Annotated in this window: 6 protein-coding genes; all 6 read right to left on the reverse strand. The window is 60.8% G+C overall.

The window, feature by feature from the left end; all coding sequences use genetic code 11:
- Positions 1–220: 220 nt before the first annotated feature.
- The 6 genes from V9G17_04240 to V9G17_04265 all read right to left on the reverse strand — a co-directional run bounded on the left by V9G17_04240 (position 221) and on the right by V9G17_04265 (position 24,927).
- Positions 221–2,089, reverse strand: coding sequence for a response regulator (locus tag V9G17_04240; GenBank protein ID MEI2751788.1), 1,869 nt, complete (start codon positions 2,087–2,089; stop codon positions 221–223).
- A complete protein-coding gene (locus tag V9G17_04245; GenBank protein ID MEI2751789.1) occupies positions 2,086–4,011 on the reverse strand; it encodes an ATP-binding protein in 1,926 nt (641 codons plus the stop codon). Before V9G17_04245 ends, V9G17_04240 begins: the two co-directional genes overlap by 4 nt.
- Positions 4,008–9,641: a cadherin-like domain-containing protein gene (locus V9G17_04250; GenBank protein MEI2751790.1), complete on the reverse strand. Its 5,634-nt coding sequence runs from the start codon at positions 9,639–9,641 to the stop codon at positions 4,008–4,010. The genes V9G17_04245 and V9G17_04250 overlap by 4 nt, the downstream gene beginning before the upstream one ends.
- 17 nt (positions 9,642–9,658) lie before the next feature.
- Positions 9,659–21,067 carry a DUF4347 domain-containing protein gene (locus tag V9G17_04255; protein MEI2751791.1) on the reverse strand — a complete coding sequence of 3,803 codons (11,409 nt, stop codon included), beginning with the start codon at positions 21,065–21,067 and terminating at the stop codon, positions 9,659–9,661.
- Positions 21,068–21,420: 353 nt separating this feature from the next.
- Positions 21,421–23,559, reverse strand: coding sequence for an HlyD family efflux transporter periplasmic adaptor subunit (locus V9G17_04260; GenBank protein ID MEI2751792.1), 2,139 nt, complete (start codon positions 23,557–23,559; stop codon positions 21,421–21,423).
- 3 nt (positions 23,560–23,562) lie between these two features.
- Positions 23,563–24,927: an HlyD family efflux transporter periplasmic adaptor subunit gene (locus tag V9G17_04265; protein ID MEI2751793.1), complete on the reverse strand. Its 1,365-nt coding sequence runs from the start codon at positions 24,925–24,927 to the stop codon at positions 23,563–23,565.
- Positions 24,928–24,930: the final 3 nt, after the last annotated feature.

The following is a 24,930-nucleotide window of genomic DNA, read 5'->3' on the forward strand; positions in this document are numbered from 1 at the left end:
TTCGTCTGGAATCGACGAGCAACTGCACAGCCTCACCAGGCCTGCCGACGGCTCCGCCCAGCGGGGTCGCGTGCCCCCTCAGACTCTCGCTGCACTGATTCAGAAGAATCCTAGACACACGCTCGAAAGACATCGAGGCAGGAAGCTCGGCAAGGACGGAGGGGACACATCGTCTCACGGTGCCTGGCCGCAACCATCAGACGCTGTGCCTTGCGAAAGGTTACGCCGCTTGTGAGGTACTCGAGGGGAGCCACCGTCGAAGGGCGTTGGCAATCTGTTCGAGCGTCACGGGTTTCGTGACATAGTCGTTCATTCCGGCAGCCAGACAGGCGATGCGATGCGTTTCAAGCGCATGCGCGGTCAAGGCGATGATAGGGACAGGCCTGCCATCCGACCCGGTCACTTGCCGCTCACGAATCGCCTTGGTGGCTGTTAAGCCGTCCATCTCAGGCATCTCACAATCCATAAAAATGATGTCGAACGGCGACTGACTGAGGGCCTGCAACACGCCGGTTCCTGTCCCCACGACGGTAGCGGAGGTTCCGCACAACTCCAGCATACCAAGCAACACCTCGCGATTCGTCAGATCATCTTCAGCCAGAAGAATTCGCGCCGTACAAGGGACATCCGACGGCTTCGAAGACGACACGATCCGGCCGGATTCCGTCGAGCCATCAGCCCCATCGCTGTCACCTGTCGCGAGCCCATCTGACGGCTGCTTCAAGGGGAGCATGAACCAGAAGGTCGATCCGTGGCCGGGTGCGCTCTCCACGCCGAGTTGCCCCCCCATCATCTCAACCAGGCGCTGTACGATCGCGAGCCCCAATCCAGTTCCGCCGAACCGGCGAGTCATGGACCCATCGGCCTGGGCAAACGGGTCGAAGATTTTCCTTTGGGCCTCAAGCGGAATGCCGATGCCGGTATCACGCACGGACACCTTCATCATCACCTGTCCGAGGGCGTCGTGGTGCCGCTGAAGTGACACAACAATTTCGCCTCGCTCCGTAAACTTCACGGCGTTGCCGACCAGATTGAGCAAAATCTGACGGACGCGCCCTGCGTCACCGCACCACCGGGCCGGAAGCGTCTTGTCGACCTCACAGTGCCATTGAAGTCCTTTTCGCTGCAGCGGCTCGTGAAACAGATCGGTGAGTCCACGGACCATGGGGGCCAGATCAAATTCCACCTGTTCCAGCTCCAACTTGTTGGCCTCAATTTTGGAGAAATCGAGAATGTCGTTGATCACGTGCAACAGCGCCGTTCCCGACTCGCGGATCGTGTGGGAAAAGCGGCGCTGCTTGTCGGTTAAACTGGTCGCCAGCAGGAGTTCTGTCATACCCAGCACGCCGTTCATCGGCGTGCGAATTTCATGGCTCATCTGAGCCAGGAATCGGGACTTCGCCTGGTTGGCGTTGTCGGCCGCCGCCTTCGCCTCCCGGAGCGCATCGACCAGCTGTTGCAATTCCTCATTACGCCGCTGCAGCTCGGTCGTCCGTGCCTGCACATCCTGCTCGAGTCGCTGATTCACCGCCTGCAATTCGCGATTACGCTCATCGACCAATGCTGCAAGCTCGTCGACCTTAAACCGGGCCGCGCGCCCCAATTCCCATTTGCAGGTGAGCGAACTGGCAATTTGTTGGACTTCAATCGAATCGAAGGGCTTTCGCAAGATCAACAATCGATCCGTCACCCCCAGACGCGAGGCGATCTGATTCCAGGATAGGTCCGAATAGGCCGTGCAAATGACGACTTGGATTTCGGGATCGGCCTCCCAGATATGCTCGATGGTCTTCAGGCCGTCCCAACCAGGAGGCATGCGCATGTCGACCACGGCGAGCGCGTAGGGCTGTTCGATCTCCCGTGCACTACGAATCCGGTCGAATCCCTGTTGTCCCTGGTCGGCAAAGTCGAGGTCAAACGGCTCGACGGTCGGCGAAATGGGCGTATCCCCGAAGAGCGCCGCCCTGGCCTGCTGTAAGCCAGACGGGGCTGCGGCAGGAATGAGAATCTTTCGAAAATCCTCATGGATGGTTCGATTGTCGTCGATCACAATAATGCGCCGATTGCGTGCAGTCGTGGGCAGGGTCATGCCGAAACCTCCACCGATTGAAGAGGAATATCGAATGTAAACGTCGCACCCAAACCTTCGCCATCACTGTGACCTTGAAGGGAACCACCCAACTGCTTGGCCACCAATGCGGCACTATGTAACCCCAGACCATGTCCGTCCGGCCTGGTCGTAAATCCCTGGGTAAACAGGCGGGACGCATGTTCCTGTGAAATCCCAACCCCGGTATCGGTCACCTCAAAGCGGACAAATCCGGCACGATCCGGGTCCGCTCTCAGACGGAGTGTGAGCCGGCGCACCGGTCCATCGTACACGGCCATGGCATTCTTGGCATTGCTAATCAAATTCACCAGCACTTGAATGACCTGATGCCGATCCGTCACCCCATCGATCCCTTTCGCATACTCTTCACGGATCTCGCACCCGCAGCTCTGGAGCGCCGACCGGTTGATCTCCAATGCTTGCTCCATCAAATCCTGGAAATGCACCGCCTCGCGAACGACCCCGCCTGGACGAGCAAGATCCACTTGGCGGGAGACGACCTGTCGAATGTGATCGATATTACGGCTGAGGCCGCCCAGTTCCTGTTCGACGAGCGACGCATTCTGATTGACGGCTTCCGCCAGCATGGAGAGATACTCTGGAATCTGTTGCCCGCGAGGGTCCAGGGAAAGGAACTGAGGCAAATCATGACTGTGTGCCCGCAACATGGACGCAACCAGGGCCACGTCGCCGATCGGGGCTTGCTTCAATGTTTTCATGACCACATCGACTGAGACATTCACGCTATTGAGCACATTCCCCACATTGTGCAAGACGGCGGACGCCACGTCAGCCATTCCCACCAAACGCGACGTCTCGATCAACCGCTTGTTCAACTCCTCCCGCTCGTCCTGCACACGTTTCCGACGCTCAATTTCAGTCTGCAGCGTCTCATTTGTCTGCTCCAGCATCTGATTCTGTGTGACCACTTTCGTGCGGGATTGTTCGAGCTCCCCGATCGCCTCCTGCAGCTGCTTGTGCGCGCGATCGACTTCCGTCACGTCGTGGAACGAAGCCACCACCCCTCGTACTCCTCCCTGATCATCGAATATCGGCGTGCTGGTCACGGAGAACATCTGTAACTGTCTGTCGTTGTTCAACAATCCGAGACGAGTGCCCTGCTCGGGTACCTTCGTCTTCTGTGCGCGTTCCCAAGGATACCCCTTAGCGACCAACGGCAGCGGCCCCTGCTCCTGAATCCATTCAAGGCGTGATAACGGCTTTCCCAGGAGCGAGGACAGGCGTTGCTCCGTCGATCGGCAGAATGTGTCGTTGGTCAGCACGATCAACCCGGAATGATCCAACATCACCACCCCATCGGTCAGACTATCGAGCGCCGATTTGACACGAGAAGGAATGACCAGCGATGGGTCCAAATGACGCAACGTGCGCTTCAACAGCACGAGATACCCGACAAAACCGATCGCGGCGACAGCAGCCACAAATCTCGGCCACGGCGCCATGAACAGTTGCTCGATCCAGGATGAGTAGGAGGTGCGGAAAGAGAGCTGAAGAGTGCCCCAATGAGCATCGGCCTTATAGATCGGGACTTGAATGTGGCGCAGCGTTGAACGATCCCCCTCCGGCTGAACCCAATGCTGCGCGTGATCACCGGCGACGGCAATCGGTTGACCATCGGTCCCCAGCAGTGCCGTAGACAAGATATCGGCATTCCGTTCGACCAGCGCATGCATCGCCGTCTCAATCGCAGGAATCTGGCGGGAAGAAACCAGCACCGAATACTGTACGGCCAGATTTTCACAGAGCGCCTTACGGGACTCGAAGACGTGTTTGGCTTCATCCGGCGCCAACCCTACAAGCGCCTCCCCGGCAAACAGGGCGCCGACGGTCAACGAGACGAGGCAGAAGCTGAGAAAAAGGAGCGGCGACACCCGATTCATACGCCTCCTGTTCCGGATGAGCCAGATTCTTTGGATGGATCAGATGGGGACGCGGGAGACGGAGGTGCGTCGAATAAATCCTGGAGCCCTTCGAACTCAACATCCTCAGCCTGCATCGAGGCATCCGTATGTTCCCACCAACGAGCCCGCTCGCGCCGGCTCAGACTCACCACAGGCAATGGGTCGAATGTCCGCCACGCAGGAATGGTGGTCAAGCAACTGGCGAGCAAGGAACCGCTGCGTATCGCCCAGGCCACAAATCCCACCGATAATGTCATTCCGGTAACGGCCGTGACATGAGCCACGAATGCCTGCTGCTCCTGCTCCACGCCGGCTGCCTCCTGAAGCGACCGTGCCACCTCATCCAGTTTGGTCATCAGAACCTCACTGATCGACAACGGCGGCTCCGGACCGGCTGGGTCATCGGACGCGACAAGCTCGACCGGCATAATCACGAATGGGTTTTGCGTCTCCCCCTCATCGGGTCGAGAGACCAGCCGACCCTTGAGACGTTCGTCTCCCCCCGAACCGTCATCCGTGCGAGGCGCCGTCATTGATGACTTCACCCCAGCGCGCTCGGCGATAAACCTCTGCTCCGTAGGAATCCCTCTGGTGGGAGCCTTCAGAGCACTCATCGACTCCTGCGAACCTTGTGATGCCGGCAGAGCTTGAGTTTGTGGAGCAGGGGTGACCACCGATGGCGGAGGCATTGGGATGAGCGACGGGGGAAGCACAGGAGCTACAGGGGCGGGAGGCAGTCCCTCCGCCACATCGGTAACCGTGACCTGAATCGTTTGCGTGACCGCGCCACCCTGGGTATCGGTGACACGGACCTGCACGACATAGACATTGTCCCCGTTGGCGTCAGTGGCCACCTCGAAATTGCGGGGCGCCACGAAACTCAGCGCACCCGTGGTTGCGTCGATCGTAAAGAGCGCTTGGTCGATGCCGCCGCTGATGCCATAGGTCAAGGCCTGTGCAGGGAGATCCACATCGGCGCCGACCACCATCGTAATCCCGGTCACATTTTCGGCCACGTTAATCGACGCCGTTGCCCCGCCTCCACCGCTGGTGATCGTCGGCGCATCGTTCACCGGTGCAATCGTGAGCGTCACGGTCGTCGCACCGACCGATCCTCCCGCTCCGTCGCTGAGGGCAAACGTAAACGAATCGCTCAGCGTTTCCGATCCATCATGTACATAGACCAACCGGTTCGCCACGATGTCGGCCTGCGTGAAGGACGTGGCCGACAGGCCGGGAGCCGTCGTCAGCTCTATTCGGCCATGGGCCGGACCGGTGCCGACAGAGAACGCCAGCTGCGAGTCTGAATTGTCGACATCGCTCGCCGCCAGCTCTGCGCCTGTAATGGTATCAGTGCCTCCTTCGGCCACGGTGCTGCCGTTATTAATCACAATCGTCGGCGCATCATTTACGGCGGTGACATCGATCGTGAGAGTATTCGGGGTCGAATCGTACGCGTTATTCGCATCTCGCACCGAGAAGGTCAGACTCGCGTAGCCGGTGCCGTTGGCATCGGCCGCCGGCGCAAAGACGAGATTCCCAGCCGTAATGTCGGCAACGATGACCACCTGGCCCGCCGTGACAGCCACGCCCGAGAGTGTAAGCGAACCGGCTCCGGGGAGCGTGTCGACCCGCACCGCACTCAGGCTATCGCCCGCATCCACATCGCTGAAACCGAAGTTGGCCGTGGTGAGGGTGTGGGACGTATCTTCGGTGATCGTGACCGTGGTGTCGGCGCCCAGTGGCGCTTCATTGACGTTGGTGAGGTTAATCGTAAACGTCTCGTCGTAGGTGAGGTTTCCGGAATCGGTGACCCGCACCGTGACGCCATGGCTCGTCGTCGCTTCATAGTTGAGTAGACTGCCGTCGGCCACCGTGATCTCGCCGGTGCTGCTGTTGATCGCAAAACGGCCTCCGGCGTTGTCCGTGAAGCTGTAGGTCTTAGTATCACCCGTATCGGGATCTGTCCCCGTCACGGTCCCCACGACCGTCCCGTTCGCGGCATTCTCGGCCACGGTATTCGCCGACAGCACCAGATCCGTCGGCGCGTCGTTCACGGCCGTTACGGTGATGGCCACCGTATCCATATCGGTCGCGGCGTTGCTGTCCGTACTCGTCATCGTGAGTGTGTCGCTGCCGGTGAAGTTCAGCGTCCCTTGATAATTCAGGCTGGCTAGGGTCGCATTGATGGCCGCCTGACTGCCGCTGAGCGTGAGGGTATTCGTGCCGTTCCCCCCGGCACTGATCGTCGCGCCGCCGCTGAGCGTCACATCGAGCCGCCCATTCCCCACCGCGAGCTGCACCGTGCTCAGATTCCCAGCCACGTCGGCCACGCTGATGCCGCTGAGCGCCAACGTCGTATCTTCGGCCACGCTCTGCGCCCCCGACACCGTGTTCACCGGCGCGCCGTTGCCGGCGATGACGGCCACATTGGCGCAGAACTCCGACGTCTGGTTCGTCGTGCTGGTGGCCGTCGCCGTAAGGTGGTCGCCCACCTGCACCGCCGTCGTGAGGGTCAGGGTTCCGCTGAAACGGCCGTTGGCATCGGCCGTCAGGAAACCCAAAAAGACTTGGCCTTCGCCGTAGGCGCCGTCATTGCTGCTGAGAAACATTTCGACGCGGGCACCGGCAAAATCCGTATCGCCCAGCGGATTGACTCCGATATACCCCGCCACCGTCAGTGTGGAGCCGGAAACGCTCGACTCCGTGAAGACGGGGAAATCCATCATGAGATTGGGCTCTCCGGCAAGGAGCGCGCCATCGTTGAGGCTGACGCCGTCGTTTCGAACGTCGATACCCTCTTGGGCGTTGTTGTAGATCGCGTTGCCGAGGATGGACGCCGATGTACCCGTGTTATACACGCGCACTCCGTCGGCGGCACTATTGGCAATGACGTTCCCCGCCCCAACCGTATCGCCGCCAATCACAGTCCCCGTGCCGCCTGCGGCGGTCACCGCAGACCGCCCGGTACCCATGGCGGCGGTACCCGTGGCATCAGTACCGATGTAGTTGCCTTGCACAATGGTGTCGTTCGTCCCGGTATCGACAATCCCAATACCTTCGTTCACCGTGACTGCGATGACATTGCGGTGCGCGGCCGTCGTACCGCCGATGAGGGTGGCATCGGCGCCGCCGGAAACCCAGATGCCCGAGCGGTTGCCGATGGCGCCCGTGCCGGCCGCGTCGAGCCCAATGTAGTTGCCGAGGATTTGGTTCCCGTCGGCGGCCTCCCCGGATACACTGATGCCCGCGTAGGCGTTGCCGGAGATTATGTTGCGATCGGCCGCCGTCACACCGCCGATGATATTGTTGTCCCCAAAGACCGCAATACCCTCGCCGAGGTTTTGTGCGCCAGCGCCGGCGTTGGCCCCGTTGAAATCCAGGCTGCCGATGTAGTTACCGGCGATGGTATTCCCGCTGGACCCCGCCTCAATTTGAATTCCGTGACTGTTGAAACCACGGATGATCAGGCCTCGAATCGTACTGCCGTCGGCGCTGGCCGAGAGCACCAAGCCGCTGCCCGCGACACTATGTCCGCCGTCGAGCGCAATCGCCGGGCGGTTGCCATTAGCGGCCACACTGTCGTCGGTGGTGGCATCGATCACCACCGCATCGGTGATGGTGGGAAGCGCAGCAGTCACCAGAATCGTATGCGTACCGGTTCCGGCAATGCCAAAGCCGATCACATTGAGCCCCGGCGTGTTGTTTGCCGCAATAATGGCTTCGCGAAGCGAGATGAGCCCATCGGCGCCCTGGTGAGCATTCAGCCATTCCACGGTGTGGGCAGGCGTGCCGGCGGTGATGCCGCTGTCGTTGGTATCGGCGGTGGTACTCACCGTCAGCGTATTGGCCACATCCAAGACCGAGACGCGGATAAGCTGTGTTGCAAATCCGCCGTTCCCGTCCGCCACCTGAACGGTTACCTCGTAGACGTTATCCCCGTTGCTATCGGTCGGAGCTTCAAAATCCGGCGCCAGCGAAAAGGCGAGCGCGCCCGTACTGCTGTCGATACTGAACTGTGCCGCGTCAGCCGCACCGCCGCTCCCGGCGGACAGGATGCTATAGACCGCGGTCCCGCCGTCGACATCCGTCGACGTGACGGTGGTGACAGCTGCTTCCGTCTCGGCGACAGAAACCGAGGCCGTCGCACCGCCGCCGTTGCTCGTGATCGTCGGCGCATCATTGATGGCCGTAATCGTGACAATGGTGCTGCCGGTCGCCGTCAACGCGCCGCCGCTCCCTTGGCTGCCGCTGTTGCCGTCGCTGAAGGTCCAATTGATTTGCGCGCTGGCCGGAGGCGCATCGCTGCTATTGCTATAGGCAATCTGCTGCATCGCCGAGTTGACGAGCGTATTCGTCGCGCTGGCATTCAACGTCAACTGGAGTGTGCCGCCGCTGTTGGTGTAGGTGCCGATCGTGGTCCCGCTCACGATCACGTTGCCGCTCGTGAGACTGAGCGTCCCGCTGCCGGAGAACACATCCTCGGCAGCCGCCCCGCCGTTCCGCGCCAGCGTCAAGGTCGCCCCGTTGAACGTATCGAGGGCGCTCAGTTCCGCATCGAAGACCCGGGCAGTGCCGGCCAGCACCACCGGCGATCCCCCTTCGGTGTATGCCGCCGCCGTTTGAACGGTTACGACCTGTACGTGATCGATGACTAAGCCTCCACCATCGCTCGTGAGCGGTGCGCCCCCTGAGAGCGAGCCCAAGGATGTGATCTGCAGGGTGGACGAGGTGGAGGTCGCCGTGAAGCTGACCGCATAGTCTTTCCAGGACGTGCCGGTGGTGAACTGGCCGATCTCAACACCGTTGATACTGAACGCGCCACGATCCTGCACATTGACATCCGTCCGCGTAATTGCAGAGAGGCTGACCACATAGGTCTGCCCCACGACGGTGGTGAAGGTTTGTTCGATATAACTCGGGGCACCCGGCGTATTAGAGCCTTCTACCTCAACGAAGTACGTTCCGTCAGGGGGAGCCGGAACCCCGTATTGTCCTAGTAGGTTATTAACTTCCACGCCAGTATTCCCGGTCCAGCCGGTCGCCCCGCTTTCAAACGAGCCGTTCGTCAGCAGATTGGTGGCACCCAGGGCCAACACCGGCGCGTCGTTGACGGCGGTGACCGTCACGGTGGCGTCGTAATTGGCGCTGGTAGCGCCGTCTCCATCGGTGAGCACATAACGAACAGTGCGAGCCCCGGTAGTGGGTGACGCCGCATCCGTATTTTCATAGGTGATGTTCTTGACGAGCGCCGTAACCGTCGTCGCATCGGCACTGCTATTCAGGGTGATGACGAGGTTGCTGCCGTTACTGCCACCGGTGAAGGTCCCGATCGTCACGCCGCCGTAGGTGACGTTCGACCCGCTCACGCCGATCTGCCCGGCCCCCGTCCCCTGGTTCCGGATGCTGAGCACATCTTCGGCGCTGTCCCCGCCGGAGGGAATGGAGATGGTCAGCGTGCCCGTATCAAAATTGGCACTATCCGCATCGGCCACCAGGGCATTGGCCCCTTGCTCGATCACCACCGCCCCGGCACCTTCGTTATAACTTAGACTGTCACCACTTAGATTCGTGATGGTGGGTCGTTGGTTATAATTTAATATTCGCATATTATTATATAGAGTTTTTACTCCACCGTGAAGGTCCCGATCGTCACGCCGCCGTAGGTGACGTTCGACCCGCTCACGCCGATCTGCCCGGCCCCCGTCCCCTGGTTCCGGATGCTGAGCACATCTTCGGCGCTGTCCCCGCCGGAGGGAATGGAGATGGTCAGCGTGCCCGTATCAAAATTGGCACTATCCGCATCGGCCACCAGGGCATTGGCCCCTTGCTCGATCACCACCGCCCCGGCACCTTCGTTATAACTTAGACTGTCACCACTTAGATTCGTGATGGTGGGGGCATCGTTGACGGCAGTGATGGTCACGGTCGTGCTGCCGGTGGCCGTCAAGGCACCGCCTGTTCCCTGGCTGCCGCTGTTGCCGTCGCTGAAGGTCCAATTGATTTGCGCACTGGCCGGAGGCGCATCGCTGCTATTGCTGTAGGCAATCTGCTGCATCGCCGAGTTGACGAGCGTATTCGTGGCGCTGGCATTCAACGTCAGCTGGAGCGTGCCACCGCTGTTGGTATAGGTGCCGATCGTGGTCCCGCTCACGACCACGTTGCCGCTGCTGAGGCTCAGCGTGCCGCTGCCGGAGAACACATCCTCCGCACTGGCTCCGCCGTTCCGCGCCAGCGTGAGGGTCGCCCCGTTGAAATTGTTCAGGGCCGACAGTTCAACATCACCGATCGACACGTTGGCATCCAGCACCACCGCTGCTCCACCTTCGGTGAACGCCGGGGTCCCGTCCAGATTGCTGAATACGGGGGCGTCGTTCACGGCGATGACGGTGGGGTCGATCGTGTCGCCCACCAGGGAGAACGCCGTGGTGCCGCCTTGCACAGACGTGTTGACTTTGGTGCCGACCACCCCACTGGATTGATCCCAGGCACGCACAATCAACCCCGGGAACACATTCCCGGTGTAGTTGCTGTTGGGCGCAAAATACAGGCGCGTGCCGGCCGTATCCGCCAGCAGGAGCGACGCCGAATTACTCACGGTTCCGACAGTGAGCCAGGTGGCCCCGGCATCGGTGGTGTAGTACCAGGTGCCGTTGGTTTCCGTGCTGCTAATGATCGCAAGCCCTTTTGCAACGGCTCCATCAGGGTCGGTGATGCTTCCGGTAAAGGCACTGAGAGGCGAGCCCACGGCCGTGCCATTGACCGGCGCTCCGGCATCTTCGAGCACGGTGAAGGTCAACCCAGAATCGGTAAGAACCGGCGCGTCATTGACGGCACTCACCGTCACCGTGGCGTCGTAGTTGGCACTGGTGCCACCATCACCGTCGGTGAGCACATAGCGCACGGTGCGTGCCCCGGTGGTGGGAGCGGCCGTATCCGTATTCGCATAGGTGATGTTCTTGATGAGCGCCGTAACCGTGGTCGCATCGGCACTGCTATTCAGGGTAATGACGAGGCTCGTCCCGTTACTGCCGCCGGTGAAGGTCCCGATGGTCACGCCGCCGTAGGTGACGTTCGACCCGCTCACCCCGATCTGCCCGGCCCCCGTCCCCTGATTCCGAATGCTGAGCACATCTTCGGCGCTGTCCCCGCCGGAGGGAATGGAGATGGTCAGCGTGCCCGTATCGAAATTGGCACTGTCCGCATCGGCCACCAGCACATTGGCCCCTTGCTCGATGACCACCGCCCCGGCGCCTTCGTTATAACTCACACTGTCGCCGCTCAGGTTCGTGAGGGTCGGGGCATCGTTCACCCCGGTGATCGTGACCGTGGTGCTGCCGGTCGCCGTCAACGCACCGCCGCTCCCCTGGCTGCCGCTATTGCCGTCACTGAACGTCCAGTTGAGCTGCACCGACGCCGGTGGCCCATCGCTTGAGTTGCTGTAGGCAATCTGCTGCATGGCCGAGTTGACCAGAGTCTGGGTCGCGTTGCTATTGAACGTGAAGGCGAGTGTGCCGCCGCTGTTGGTGTAGGTGCCGATCGTGGTCCCGCTCACGACCACGTTGCCGCTCGTGAGACTGAGCGTGCCGCTGCCGGAGAAGACATCCTCGGCATTGGCTCCGCCGTTCCGCACCAACGTCAGGGTCGCCCCGCTAAAATTATTCAGCGCAGAAAGTTCGGCATCGAAGATGGATACGTCTGCATCGAGCACGACCGGACTCCCGCCTTCGGTATACGTCGGCGCACCGTCCAAGGTATTCACAGGATCAAGTGTGGGATCCAGCGCGCCGGTGCTGGTGTATCGGGTGAGCGCATAGTTGTACTCACCGAGCGCGCCAACCTTTGATGTCCCTGACACCACGATGTGCCCGTCACTTTGCACCACCACGCTATAAGCCCGGTCATCACTAGATGCCGTGTAATCGATCGTGACGATCCCATCGCCGCTGAAGGTCGTATCCAACGAGCCGTCCGTATTGAGTCGCACCAGACCAAAATCGTTTCCGTTGATCCCAGCCGTACCTGTGACGAGCAGCTTGCCGTCCGCCTGGATCGTGAGCCCTTCGGCGAGGTCGCTGCCGCCCAGATTGATGGTCACCTTGCCGCCGGTGCCGAAGCCGGTATCCAGCGTCCCGTTGGCGTTGTAGCGGGCAATCGCAAAATCGTTGGTACCGCCGGTGTCGCTCCACCCGGCCACGACGATCTTGCCATCGGCCTGGACCCGCACTTCGTTGCCCGTATCGCTGCTGTTTCCGCCAAAGTCGGTCAAGACCTTCCCTGTGCCGTTGAAACTCGTATCCAACGACCCGTCCGTGTTGTACCGAACCAACGCAAAATCGAAGCTGGTTCCGTTGGACCCAAACCCTGCAAGTATCACCTTCCCGTCGGATTGGATGGTGAGGCTGTCCGCACGATCACTCCCCCCAGCGAGATCGGTGCTGACGTACGCTGAGCCACCGCCGAAGCTAGTATCGAGCGACCCGTCGCTATTGAACCGCATCAGATTGAAGTTGTTGTTCGACAAATCAGCCGCAACCAGAAACTTGCCATCGGTCTGGAGGCCGATGTCCTTGGCCGATCCATACACCCCAGACGAGGCAATGCCGTCGCCGCCCCCAAAACTCGTATCCAGCGTGCCGTTAGTGTTGAAGCGGACGAGGCACACTTGATAGCCGCCATTGGTCGTGTACCCAGACAAGACGATCTTGCCGTCCGCCTGCAGGACCGCCGTTTCGGCGCGCCCGACAATGCCGGCTAGCGCAATGCCGTCCCCACCCCCAAAGCTGGTATCCAGCGTGCCATCAACGTTATACCGAGCCAGACTGAAGTCATCGCTGCCGCTGCTGTCACTGTACCCGGCGACGAGAATCTTGCCGTCCGGTTGGAGAATGGTTTCCTTGCCGAACTCCCATCCCGACCCAAAACTAGTCGTGGCCTTCCCGTCCCCCACGCTAAAGGTGGGCGCGTCGTTCACCGCGCTCACCGTCACCGTGGTGTCGTAGTTCACGCTGGTGCCGCCGTCTCCATCGGTGAGCACATAACGAACAGTGCGAGCCCCGGTAGTGGGTGACGCCGCATCCGTATTTTCATAGGTGATGTTCTTGACGAGCGCCGTAACCGTCGTCGCATCGGCACTGCTATTCAGGGTGATGACGAGGTTGCTGCCGTTACTGCCACCGGTGAAGGTCCCGATCGTCACGCCGCCGTAGGTGACGTTCGACCCGCTCACGCCGATCTGCCCGGCCCCCGTCCCCTGGTTCCGGATGCTGAGCACATCTTCGGCGCTGTCCCCGCCGGAGGGAATGGAGATGGTCAGCGTGCCCGTATCAAAATTGGCACTATCCGCATCGGCCACCAGGGCATTGGCCCCTTGCTCGATCACCACCGCCCCGGCACCTTCGTTATAACTTAGACTGTCACCACTTAGATTCGTGATGGTGGGGGCATCGTTGACGGCAGTGATGGTCACGGTCGTGCTGCCGGTGGCCGTCAAGGCACCGCCTGTTCCCTGGCTGCCGCTGTTGCCGTCGCTGAAGGTCCAATTGATTTGCGCACTGGCCGGAGGCGCATCGCTGCTATTGCTGTAGGCAATCTGCTGCATCGCCGAGTTGACGAGCGTATTCGTGGCGCTGGCATTCAACGTCAGCTGGAGCGTGCCACCGCTGTTGGTATAGGTGCCGATCGTGGTCCCGCTCACGACCACGTTGCCGCTGCTGAGGCTCAGCGTGCCGCTGCCGGAGAACACATCCTCCGCACTGGCTCCGCCGTTCCGCGCCAGCGTGAGGGTCGCCCCGTTGAAATTGTTCAGGGCCGACAGTTCAACATCACCGATCGACACGTTGGCATCCAGCACCACCGCTGCTCCACCTTCGGTGAACGCCGGGGTCCCGTCCAGATTGCTGAATACGGGGGCGTCGTTCACGGCGATGACGGTGGGGTCGATCGTGTCGCCCACCAGGGAGAACGCCGTGGTGCCGCCTTGCACAGACGTGTTGACTTTGGTGCCGACCACCCCACTGGATTGATCCCAGGCACGCACAATCAACCCCGGGAACACATTCCCGGTGTAGTTGCTGTTGGGCGCAAAATACAGGCGCGTGCCGGCCGTATCCGCCAGCAGGAGCGACGCCGAATTACTCACGGTTCCGACAGTGAGCCAGGTGGCCCCGGCATCGGTGGTGTAGTACCAGGTGCCGTTGGTTTCCGTGCTGCTAATGATCGCAAGCCCTTTTGCAACGGCTCCATCAGGGTCGGTGATGCTTCCGGTAAAGGCACTGAGAGGCGAGCCCACGGCCGTGCCATTGACCGGCGCTCCGGCATCTTCGAGCACGGTGAAGGTCAACCCAGAATCGGTAAGAACCGGCGCGTCATTGACGGCACTCACCGTCACCGTGGCGTCGTAGTTGGCACTGGTGCCACCATCACCGTCGGTGAGCACATAGCGCACGGTGCGTGCCCCGGTGGTGGGAGCGGCCGTATCCGTATTCGCATAGGTGATGTTCTTGATGAGCGCCGTAACCGTGGTCGCATCGGCACTGCTATTCAGGGTAATGACGAGGCTCGTCCCGTTACTGCCGCCGGTGAAGGTCCCGATGGTCACGCCGCCGTAGGTGACGTTCGACCCGCTCACCCCGATCTGCCCGGCCCCCGTCCCCTGATTCCGAATGCTGAGCACATCTTCGGCGCTGTCCCCGCCGGAGGGAATGGAGATGGTCAGCGTGCCCGTATCGAAATTGGCACTGTCCGCATCGGCCACCAGCACATTGGCCCCTTGCTCGATGACCACCGCCCCGGCGCCTTCGTTATAACTCACACTGTCGCCGCTCAGGTTCGTGAGGGTCGGGGCATCGTTCACCCCGGTGATCGTGACCGTGGTGCTGCCGGTCGCCGTCAACGCACCGCCGCTCCCCTGGCTGCCGCTATTGCCGTCACTGAACGTCCAGTTGAGCTGCACCGACGCCGGTGGCCCATCGCTTGAGTTGCTGTAGGCAATCTGCTGCATGGCCGAGTTGACCAGAGTCTGGGTCGCGTTGCTATTGAACGTGAAGGCGAGTGTGCCGCCGCTGTTGGTGTAGGTGCCGATCGTGGTCCCGCTCACGACCACGTTGCCGCTCGTGAGACTGAGCGTGCCGCTGCCGGAGAAGACATCCTCGGCATTGGCTCCGCCGTTCCGCACCAACGTCAGGGTCGCCCCGCTAAAATTATTCAGCGCAGAAAGTTCGGCATCGAAGATGGATACGTCTGCATCGAGCACGACCGGACTCCCGCCTTCGGTATACGTCGGCGCACCGTCCAAGGTATTCACAGGATCAAGTGTGGGATCCAGCGCGCCGGTGCTGGTGTATCGGGTGAGCGCATAGTTGTACTCACCGAGCGCGCCAACCTTTGATGTCCCTGACACCACGATGTGCCCGTCACTTTGCACCACCACGCTATAAGCCCGGTCATCACTAGATGCCGTGTAATCGATCGTGACGATCCCATCGCCGCTGAAGGTCGTATCCAACGAGCCGTCCGTATTGAGTCGCACCAGACCAAAATCGTTTCCGTTGATCCCAGCCGTACCTGTGACGAGCAGCTTGCCGTCCGCCTGGATCGTGAGCCCTTCGGCGAGGTCGCTGCCGCCCAGATTGATGGTCACCTTGCCGCCGGTGCCGAAGCCGGTATCCAGCGTCCCGTTGGCGTTGTAGCGGGCAATCGCAAAATCGTTGGTACCGCCGGTGTCGCTCCACCCGGCCACGACGATCTTGCCATCGGCCTGGACCCGCACTTCGTTGCCCGTATCGCTGCTGTTTCCGCCAAAGTCGGTCAAGACCTTCCCTGTGCCGTTGAAACTCGTATCCAACGACCCGTCCGTGTTGTACCGAACCAACGCAAAATCGAAGCTGGTTCCGTTGGACCCAAACCCTGCAAGTATCACCTTCCCGTCGGATTGGATGGTGAGGCTGTCCGCACGATCACTCCCCCCAGCGAGATCGGTGCTGACGTACGCTGAGCCACCGCCGAAGCTAGTATCGAGCGACCCGTCGCTATTGAACCGCATCAGATTGAAGTTGTTGTTCGACAAATCAGCCGCAACCAGAAACTTGCCATCGGTCTGGAGGCCGATGTCCTTGGCCGATCCATACACCCCAGACGAGGCAATGCCGTCGCCGCCCCCAAAACTCGTATCCAGCGTGCCGTTAGTGTTGAAGCGGACGAGGCACACTTGATAGCCGCCATTGGTCGTGTACCCAGACAAGACGATCTTGCCGTCCGCCTGCAGGACCGCCGTTTCGGCGCGCCCGACAATGCCGGCTAGCGCAATGCCGTCCCCACCCCCAAAGCTGGTATCCAGCGTGCCATCAACGTTATACCGAGCCAGACTGAAGTCATCGCTGCCGCTGCTGTCACTGTACCCGGCGACGAGAATCTTGCCGTCCGGTTGGAGAATGGTTTCCTTGCCGAACTCCCATCCCGACCCAAAACTAGTCGTGGCCTTCCCGTCCCCCACGCTAAAGGTGGGCGCGTCGTTCACCGCGCTCACCGTCACCGTGGTGTCGTAGTTCACGCTGGTGCCGCCGTCTCCATCGGTGAGCACATAACGAACAGTGCGAGCCCCGGTAGTGGGTGACGCCGCATCCGTATTTTCATAGGTGATGTTCTTGACGAGCGCCGTAACCGTCGTCGCATCGGCACTGCTATTCAGGGTGATGACGAGGTTGCTGCCGTTACTGCCACCGGTGAAGGTCCCGATCGTCACGCCGCCGTAGGTGACGTTCGACCCGCTCACGCCGATCTGCCCGGCCCCCGTCCCCTGGTTCCGGATGCTGAGCACATCTTCGGCGCTGTCCCCGCCGGAGGGAATGGAGATGGTCAGCGTGCCCGTATCAAAATTGGCACTATCCGCATCGGCCACCAGGGCATTGGCCCCTTGCTCGATCACCACCGCCCCGGCACCTTCGTTATAACTTAGACTGTCACCACTTAGATTCGTGATGGTGGGGGCATCGTTGACGGCAGTGATGGTCACGGTCGTGCTGCCGGTGGCCGTCAAGGCACCGCCTGTTCCCTGGCTGCCGCTGTTGCCGTCGCTGAAGGTCCAATTGATTTGCGCACTGGCCGGAGGCGCATCGCTGCTATTGCTGTAGGCAATCTGCTGCATCGCCGAGTTGACGAGCGTATTCGTGGCGCTGGCATTCAACGTCAGCTGGAGCGTGCCACCGCTGTTGGTATAGGTGCCGATCGTGGTCCCGCTCACGACCACGTTGCCGCTGCTGAGGCTCAGCGTGCCGCTGCCGGAGAACACATCCTCCGCACTGGCTCCGCCGTTCCGCGCCAGCGTGAGGGTCGCCCCGTTGAAATTGTTCAGGGCCGACAGTTCAACATCACCGATCGACACGTTGGCATCCAGCACCACCGCTGCTCCACCTTCGGTGAACGCCGGGGTCCCGTCCAGATTGCTGAATACGGGGGCGTCGTTCACGGCGATGACGGTGGGGTCGATCGTGTCGCCCACCAGGGAGAACGCCGTGGTGCCGCCTTGCACAGACGTGTTGACTTTGGTGCCGACCACCCCACTGGATTGATCCCAGGCACGCACAATCAACCCCGGGAACACATTCCCGGTGTAGTTGCTGTTGGGCGCAAAATACAGGCGCGTGCCGGCCGTATCCGCCAGCAGGAGCGACGCCGAATTACTCACGGTTCCGACAGTGAGCCAGGTGGCCCCGGCATCGGTGGTGTAGTACCAGGTGCCGTTGGTTTCCGTGCTGCTAATGATCGCAAGCCCTTTTGCAACGGCTCCATCAGGGTCGGTGATGCTTCCGGTAAAGGCACTGAGAGGCGAGCCCACGGCCGTGCCATTGACCGGCGCTCCGGCATCTTCGAGCACGGTGAAGGTCAACCCAGAATCGGTAAGAACCGGCGCGTCATTGACGGCACTCACCGTCACCGTGGCGTCGTAGTTGGCACTGGTGCCACCATCACCGTCGGTGAGCACATAGCGCACGGTGCGTGCCCCGGTGGTGGGAGCGGCCGTATCCGTATTCGCATAGGTGATGTTCTTGATGAGCGCCGTAACCGTGGTCGCATCGGCACTGCTATTCAGGGTAATGACGAGGCTCGTCCCGTTACTGCCGCCGGTGAAGGTCCCGATGGTCACGCCGCCGTAGGTGACGTTCGACCCGCTCACCCCGATCTGCCCGGCCCCCGTCCCCTGATTCCGAATGCTGAGCACATCTTCGGCGCTGTCCCCGCCGGAGGGAATGGAGATGGTCAGCGTGCCCGTATCGAAATTGGCACTGTCCGCATCGGCCACCAGCACATTGGCCCCTTGCTCGATGACCACCGCCCCGGCGCCTTCGTTATAACTCACACTGTCGCCGCTCAGGTTCGTGACGGTCGGTGCGTCGTTGGTATTGGTGACGCCGATGGTCACAACCTCATCGCGCGTGAGCCCGCCGCTGTCCGTGACTCGTAGCGTCAGGGTGTGGCTCGTGGCCGTTTCGTAATCCAATGCCGCACCGGCTTTGACTCGCAGCTGCGTGCCAACGATCTCAAAATTTGAGTCGCCTCCGACAATCGAGTACGTCAGCGTCTCTCCTGCGTCCCGGTCCACGCCCTGCAAGGTCGTCACCACCGTGCCCGCGGCCGAATTTTCCGCAACGACGGGTCCAAGAATATGAAATTGACGCTGCTGCAACAGACCGGCCGTCACATTATTCCACGACACCGTGATGGTGCCGTCGCCCGCGACGTCGACTGTCGGGTTACGTTGATACGTATTCCCGGCGCTCGTATTACTGATAATCATCACGCCCGTGGAATCGTGGCCGGGCAACACACTAACCAGCTGCCCTCCATCGTCATATGCCCGGGCGACAATGACCTCTCCCCACATATTGGAATTGAGATACCCCTCAGCCTGAAACACGACGATAAATCCGCCTGTGGGCAAGGCCGCCACCACCGGATTCGCCACGGGCCCGATATCCGGATCACTATCACCCAAGACGCGAACCTCCGCTCCGACCGGATTCCCCTGAGGATCGTAAATTTGTGCACAGACATCGCTGCCGAACCGATAGACGTCGACGGAGTATCCGCTGGTCAACGTCGCCGTGGTCAACTGTGAACCGGTTTGTGATACGATCGTGGTGATTGGATGCGTCGCCATATCATCGACCACTGCTGTCAGTGACAGGTCCGTGGGCGCGTCGTTGACGGCGCTGACCGTCACAGTGGCGTCGTAGTTGGCACTGGTGCCGCCATCTCCATCGGTGAGCACATAGCGCACGGTGCGCGCCCCGGTGGTGGGAGCCGTCGTATCCCTATTCTCATAGGTGATGTTCTTGATCAGCGCCATGACGGACGTGGGTGTGGCACCGCTGTTCAACGTGATGACGAGGTTGCTGCCTCCGCTGCCGCCGGTGAAGGTCCCAATGGTAGTGCCCTCATAGCTGATGGTGCTGCCACTCACCCCGATCTGACCGGCCCCCGTCCCTTGGTTCCGGATGCTGAGCACATCTTCGGCGCTGTCCCCGCCGGAGGGAATGGAGATGGTCAGCGTGCCCGTATCGAAATTCGATGAGTCGATATCGGCCACCAGCACATTGGCCCCTTGCTCGATCACCACCGCCCCGGCGCCTTCGTTATAACTCAGACTGTCGCCGCTCAGGTTCGTGATGGTCGGCGCATCGTTGCTCGTGGTGTAGAGCTGTGCGATGTCTCCCCCGGTCAGCACTCGGTCGTAGACACGGACGTCGTCGACTAGTCCAGTCGTGTACCATGTGCCTCCACTAGAATCTTGGTTCCGCCCGATGGCCATCGAGTCGAGGCTGGTGACGCTGCTAAAGAAGCCTTGTGTTGTTGCGTTGCCCGCATCGTAGGTGAGTTGGCCTGCGGTTGCGAGAACTCCATCTACGTACAGACTGTTTCCGGAGGCCCCTACCGTCACTGCGACATGATGCCAATTGCCATCGTTAATGGTGGCACTGCTCCGATACACTCCCAGCTGCAGGACCCCGTTCTCCCGCACCTCGTAGGTGAGGTACCCCGAGGCACCGAGGAACAACGCCACAGAACTCCCGGTGTCGGCTGTATCGGAGATCGAGAAGATCGTCTCAAAGGTGCTGGTGGTCTTGATCCAGCCGGCAATCGTGCCCTGGGTGAATCCGGCCAAATTGGCGCTATGGGCGGAGAGGTCGACGTAGTCATCGACGCCGTCCAAAGACAGCTTTGCCACGCCGACGACGTCCGTCGCATCGGTCGTGTCAATCGCTGCGCCGTTGGTCAACGTACCGTCGTAGTTATTGCCACTGCTGTCATTGGCATTTGTGTCGAACGTCCAGTTGCCGATGAGGCCGGTGGAGATGTCGAGCAACCCGACCCAATCCATCTGCAGGGAATCGGTCACGGCAATGTGCGTTTCAATGGCGCCGGTCTGGGTCTCCAAGGTCCAATCGCCGCCGAAGCCTGCATAACCGGTGGCATCGATGCTGGCCGCCACGTCGGCGCCGGTCAATTGGCTAAGAAGTGCGGCCGCTTCTTGTCCGGCCTCGCCTTCGGCAAAACTACAGCCATAGACCAGAAAATCGGCCGATTCGGACAGGCTTTGTTTGATCGTGGCCAACTCCTCAGCGTACTGGCCGGTCATCGATTCGCTTGTGAGGACGCCGCTCCCCAGATTCAGACGGCCTTCATCACCGTGCGAAATGAGATGTATGGCATCGATCCCTGATCGCCCGGCCAATGATTCGGCAATCTGCTCGACCCCATCTCGCGAGGCATCCAACACAACGACTTCCACATTGGGCCCCATACCCGCAATCAGGGATTCATAGTCCGGGACCGTGGGGTCGACAAACACTACTTCTGTCGTGGATTCGCCCGGTGCGTACGACGCAATCGCGCTGAGCAATTCTTGCGACTCCTGCTCCTGCGGAGTCGTTTCCTCGACCGTCCCCTCTGACGAGACTGCCGCCTCGGCCTGGTCCTGCGCCACTTGCTCGGACGTCACCTCGGCCGCCGTAGCCGCCGCCGCGGCGTCGAACATCAACCGTTGCTCGAGAGAAAGGAGAGATTGTTTAAATGACGAAGAAGCGATAGGAACCTGCGGCGCCGCTGGCCGTTCTGTCTTCCTCCATCTTATTTTCTTGAAAAAATTGAACATATCCGGTGCCTGATCACCTTGAAAGGCAAAAGTGTCCCCCCTCTTTCTCGGCAGAAATCGCGTCAGTCTGAAGGGTTATGTAAAGAAAGTGCCCAAGGCCAGAACCGAAGACAACAAAATCGAGGAATAAGCAACTATGGACACCAACGGACGGGATTCACCGCCACCTCACGTGGAAAAGGAGCGTTGGGAGCGACCAGATTGTGAACAGAACAGGCTGTCATGGGACTCCTTGCTCAGAAACCACTTTCCCGGATCATCACCGCCACGATCCGATCCCAGACACGAGCCGCCACACTCTGGGTCTTGCCCGTAACATGGAGCAGTCCGGTCACGGCCTGGTCCGCCTGCATACCATCATCCAATACTTTAAGTTCAATGCGATAGACCGATTGCTCCGCCTGCAACCGGCCATGCGGATCTTTTCGCACGGGCACGGCACCACCGTAGATCGACGCCAAGTAGGGCATCGAAAAATCCTGCTCATCGATATCTCGAATTTCGGTCACTCGGGCACGAACGGTCTCGCGAGTGACATCGTTCGGAATAAACAGAGCCTCCTGCCCTACAGCCAGCACGTCCAAGTCCTCCACGGGCGCCAGTGCGGCCACGATGGCGGTTTGCGCATTCACGACATAGGCGACCGCCAGCTTTTCGTTGATCCACCGTCCCGGATAGAGCGCATCGGCTTGATCGACCACCACCCCATCCATGGGCGCCTGCAACACGAGGCGCTGCTGCTTCTCGTCAAAGCCGTCCAACTCCGCCAGTTTCGAGCGCAGCGATTCAGCAAGCACCTGCGCGCGGTCTCGATCCTCCGCGTACCCAGCTTGACGCTGCAGCCTGAAATCCAGGAGATCGGCCTGGGTCCGCGCCAACCTGGCATCCTTGGCTAACTTTGGATTTTCGAGCACCAGCAACGTGTCGCCGGCTCGCACGGCCTGCCCCGCATGCATAGAGACCGACACAATCCGACCTGGCGCCGGAGGGTAGACCGTGGCGTACGAGCCGGCTTGCAACACCCCCGGAATCGCCACACGGCTGGACCAAGGAATCCAGGCAAGCAGGAGCAGCGTAGCGAAGACACTCATCGTCACGAGAAAGCGGCTCGTGCGGGCGAATGCCGCGCGGCGACTCCACCACCCGGTTACCTCCCGCCAGATCGGCAGACAGATGAAGAAAAGAATTTCGACCAGAAACAGCAGCACACCGAGCACTTTGAAAAAGTAGTGGTAGACCGTAAGTGCAATGCCGGTAAACAGGACCAACCGGTAGAGCCAGATGCACCAGGCATACCAGACCAGCACTCGCCTGGTGGATGCCCCGACCGCCTCAGGCGGAGAGGCGGCGGGCGCGAAGAGCAACTCCCGCAGTTGCCATTGACCAAAGACAAACGCGCGATCCTGAAGATTCGGCAGCCCCAGGCCATCCGCCAGCAAATAGTAGCCATCAAACCTCATCAATGGGTTGAGGTTCACTGCCAGACTCATGACCCAGCTTGTTGTTGCGGCGACGAAGACCACGCTCCGGAACAATCCGTCCGGCAAAAACGCCCACAAGAGCGTCGCGACCGAGGCGAGTCCGAGTTCAGCGATCACCCCGGCCCCGGCAATCCACATCCGCTTCCGTCGAGAACTCAGTCGGTAGGAGTCGCTGATGTCGGAATACAAGACCGGCATCATCACCATCAACGCCACCCCGATGGTGGGCACGCGGCACCCGAATCGTGTCGCCGTATACGCGTGCCCCAATTCGTGCACGACCTTCACGGCGCAAAACACCGCGCCATACATCATGGCCCCGCGCCAGCTGAAAAAGTGCAAGAACGTCGAGAGAAACGTTTCCCACTGTTGCCCAACGAGGAACAACCCGACCACGCCGACGATTCCAAAGAACCAGGCCGCCATCGGAGTATAGAACGGCGCCACCAGCGGCAGCGTGGCCTGCAAAAAGCGATGCGGGCGCATCAACGGAATCTTGATGAACAGGTAGTGATGCAGCAACCACTGCCACCAGGCATGATGGCGCGCGGCCTCCTGCTCGACATAGTCTTTGGTGTGACCGCTTGCGGACTGCTCGGTCAGGTTGTTGGCATACAGAAACCTGACCAAATCCTCGACGTCTTCTGCGCCGATGCGCGACGTGGTCTCACGGCTGATCACCGCGACCAGCTGCTCCACCGTCCCGCATGACCAGCGCTGCAAGAGCTGATAGACCTGCCACTGAATCTGAAAGTATTTATTACGGACAGGATCGACGATCGTCCAGGTCGGCACCCCGTCCGGTGTGGGTGCCCCCCGGAGAAACTGCAGATGCTTCCGCAGCGGGGGCAACTTGCGTTCTTGTGGAGAGGAGACTGACCCGGGCCCGGCCATCGGTTACACTCCGATCAGCTGGCGCACAGCCGTGAAGGGGCGGCGGAACAGGAGAAACGCCAACGGGCCACGCTCTCCATACACCTTGGCGGACCCTTGCCAGCCGATGCGAAGACGGGGGTCGACCGCCGCCAACTCCGCCGTGACCCGGTAGGCCAACACATCCCCAGGCAGGACTTCCGCATGATAACTAGCCCGGCTCACCGTCGCCTCGAACGACTCCAACGGTAACGCGTCAAAGAAGGCCACCGCGCTCGCCCCTTCCTTCAACAGCAGCGCGTCACTCACCGGCAGGTCGATGCGCAGCTCGATGCGCTGCGGATCCGCAATCTCCATGATCCGTTCACCCACAGAGACAGGCTTTCCGACCCAGTCGGCCTTGTCGGTATACAACAGCAGGCCCGCCTGTGGCGCATCGACCTCGACCTGATCCAGCATCTCCTGCGCGTAGGCGAGCTCCGCGGCTTTCAACGCGGCTTCGGCCGCCTTGAGGGGCGCATCGGCTTTTCGTTGCGGATCGGCGAACCCGCCTTGAATGGCCTGGGCATGCTCGGCCTCCGCCACCGCCAATTGCTTTTCCGCGACCTGAAATTGATTTCGCACATTTGTGTCGTCGTAACGGAACAGCGGCCGATGTTGCGCGACCACCGTATTCGGTGGCACCAGGACCTCGGCAATCACGCCATCCATCGGCGCACTGACAATGGTCGAGTCTTTCGCCATGACCTTCACCGGTGCCACCGTTGACACCCGAACCGGCAGGCAGAGTGCCAAGACGACAGCCGCACCGACCAGCCATGCGGTCGGCTTTCTGATCCTCCCTGGCCACGTCCGGCTTCGCTGCGCGACCGACTTCAACGCATACGCAAAGCTTCCAGCAAGCCGCTGAACGATCGCCACATCGTTCTCTTCCCAGGGAATCTCCTTCTCAAGCCACCAGATGCCCAAGACCGTTTCGTCCGGGTGCTTCAATGGACACCACAGGACATGACCGTGAACATGCTCGCGCCACCCCTCGCGGCACGAATCGGGGCACATCTCCTCCGACACCACCATCGGAGCATCGCTCGACTGCTGCTGTTTCAGCGATCGAGCGACCTGCTCCAACCAATGAATCATGGGCGCGTCCCGCTCCACGACGGCCACGCTGGAGGCACAGACCACCTGGCAGGCGCCGCCCCCCGGTACATCGCCGCTCAGAAGATAGGCCTGTTCATACGGAACCAGTCGGCGAGTCTCATTCACCGATAGGAATTGCAGTTCCGGGATGGTCTTGGCCACACGGATCTGGCCCTCCAGGTGCGTGAGGGTCGCTAAATGGATCAGTGTCGCCAGCTGCTGTGCGCTCGGTTCGGCAGACGTCGCCATGGC

Source organism: Nitrospira sp. (assembly GCA_037045225.1).
Lineage (GTDB): Bacteria > Nitrospirota > Nitrospiria > Nitrospirales > Nitrospiraceae > Nitrospira_A.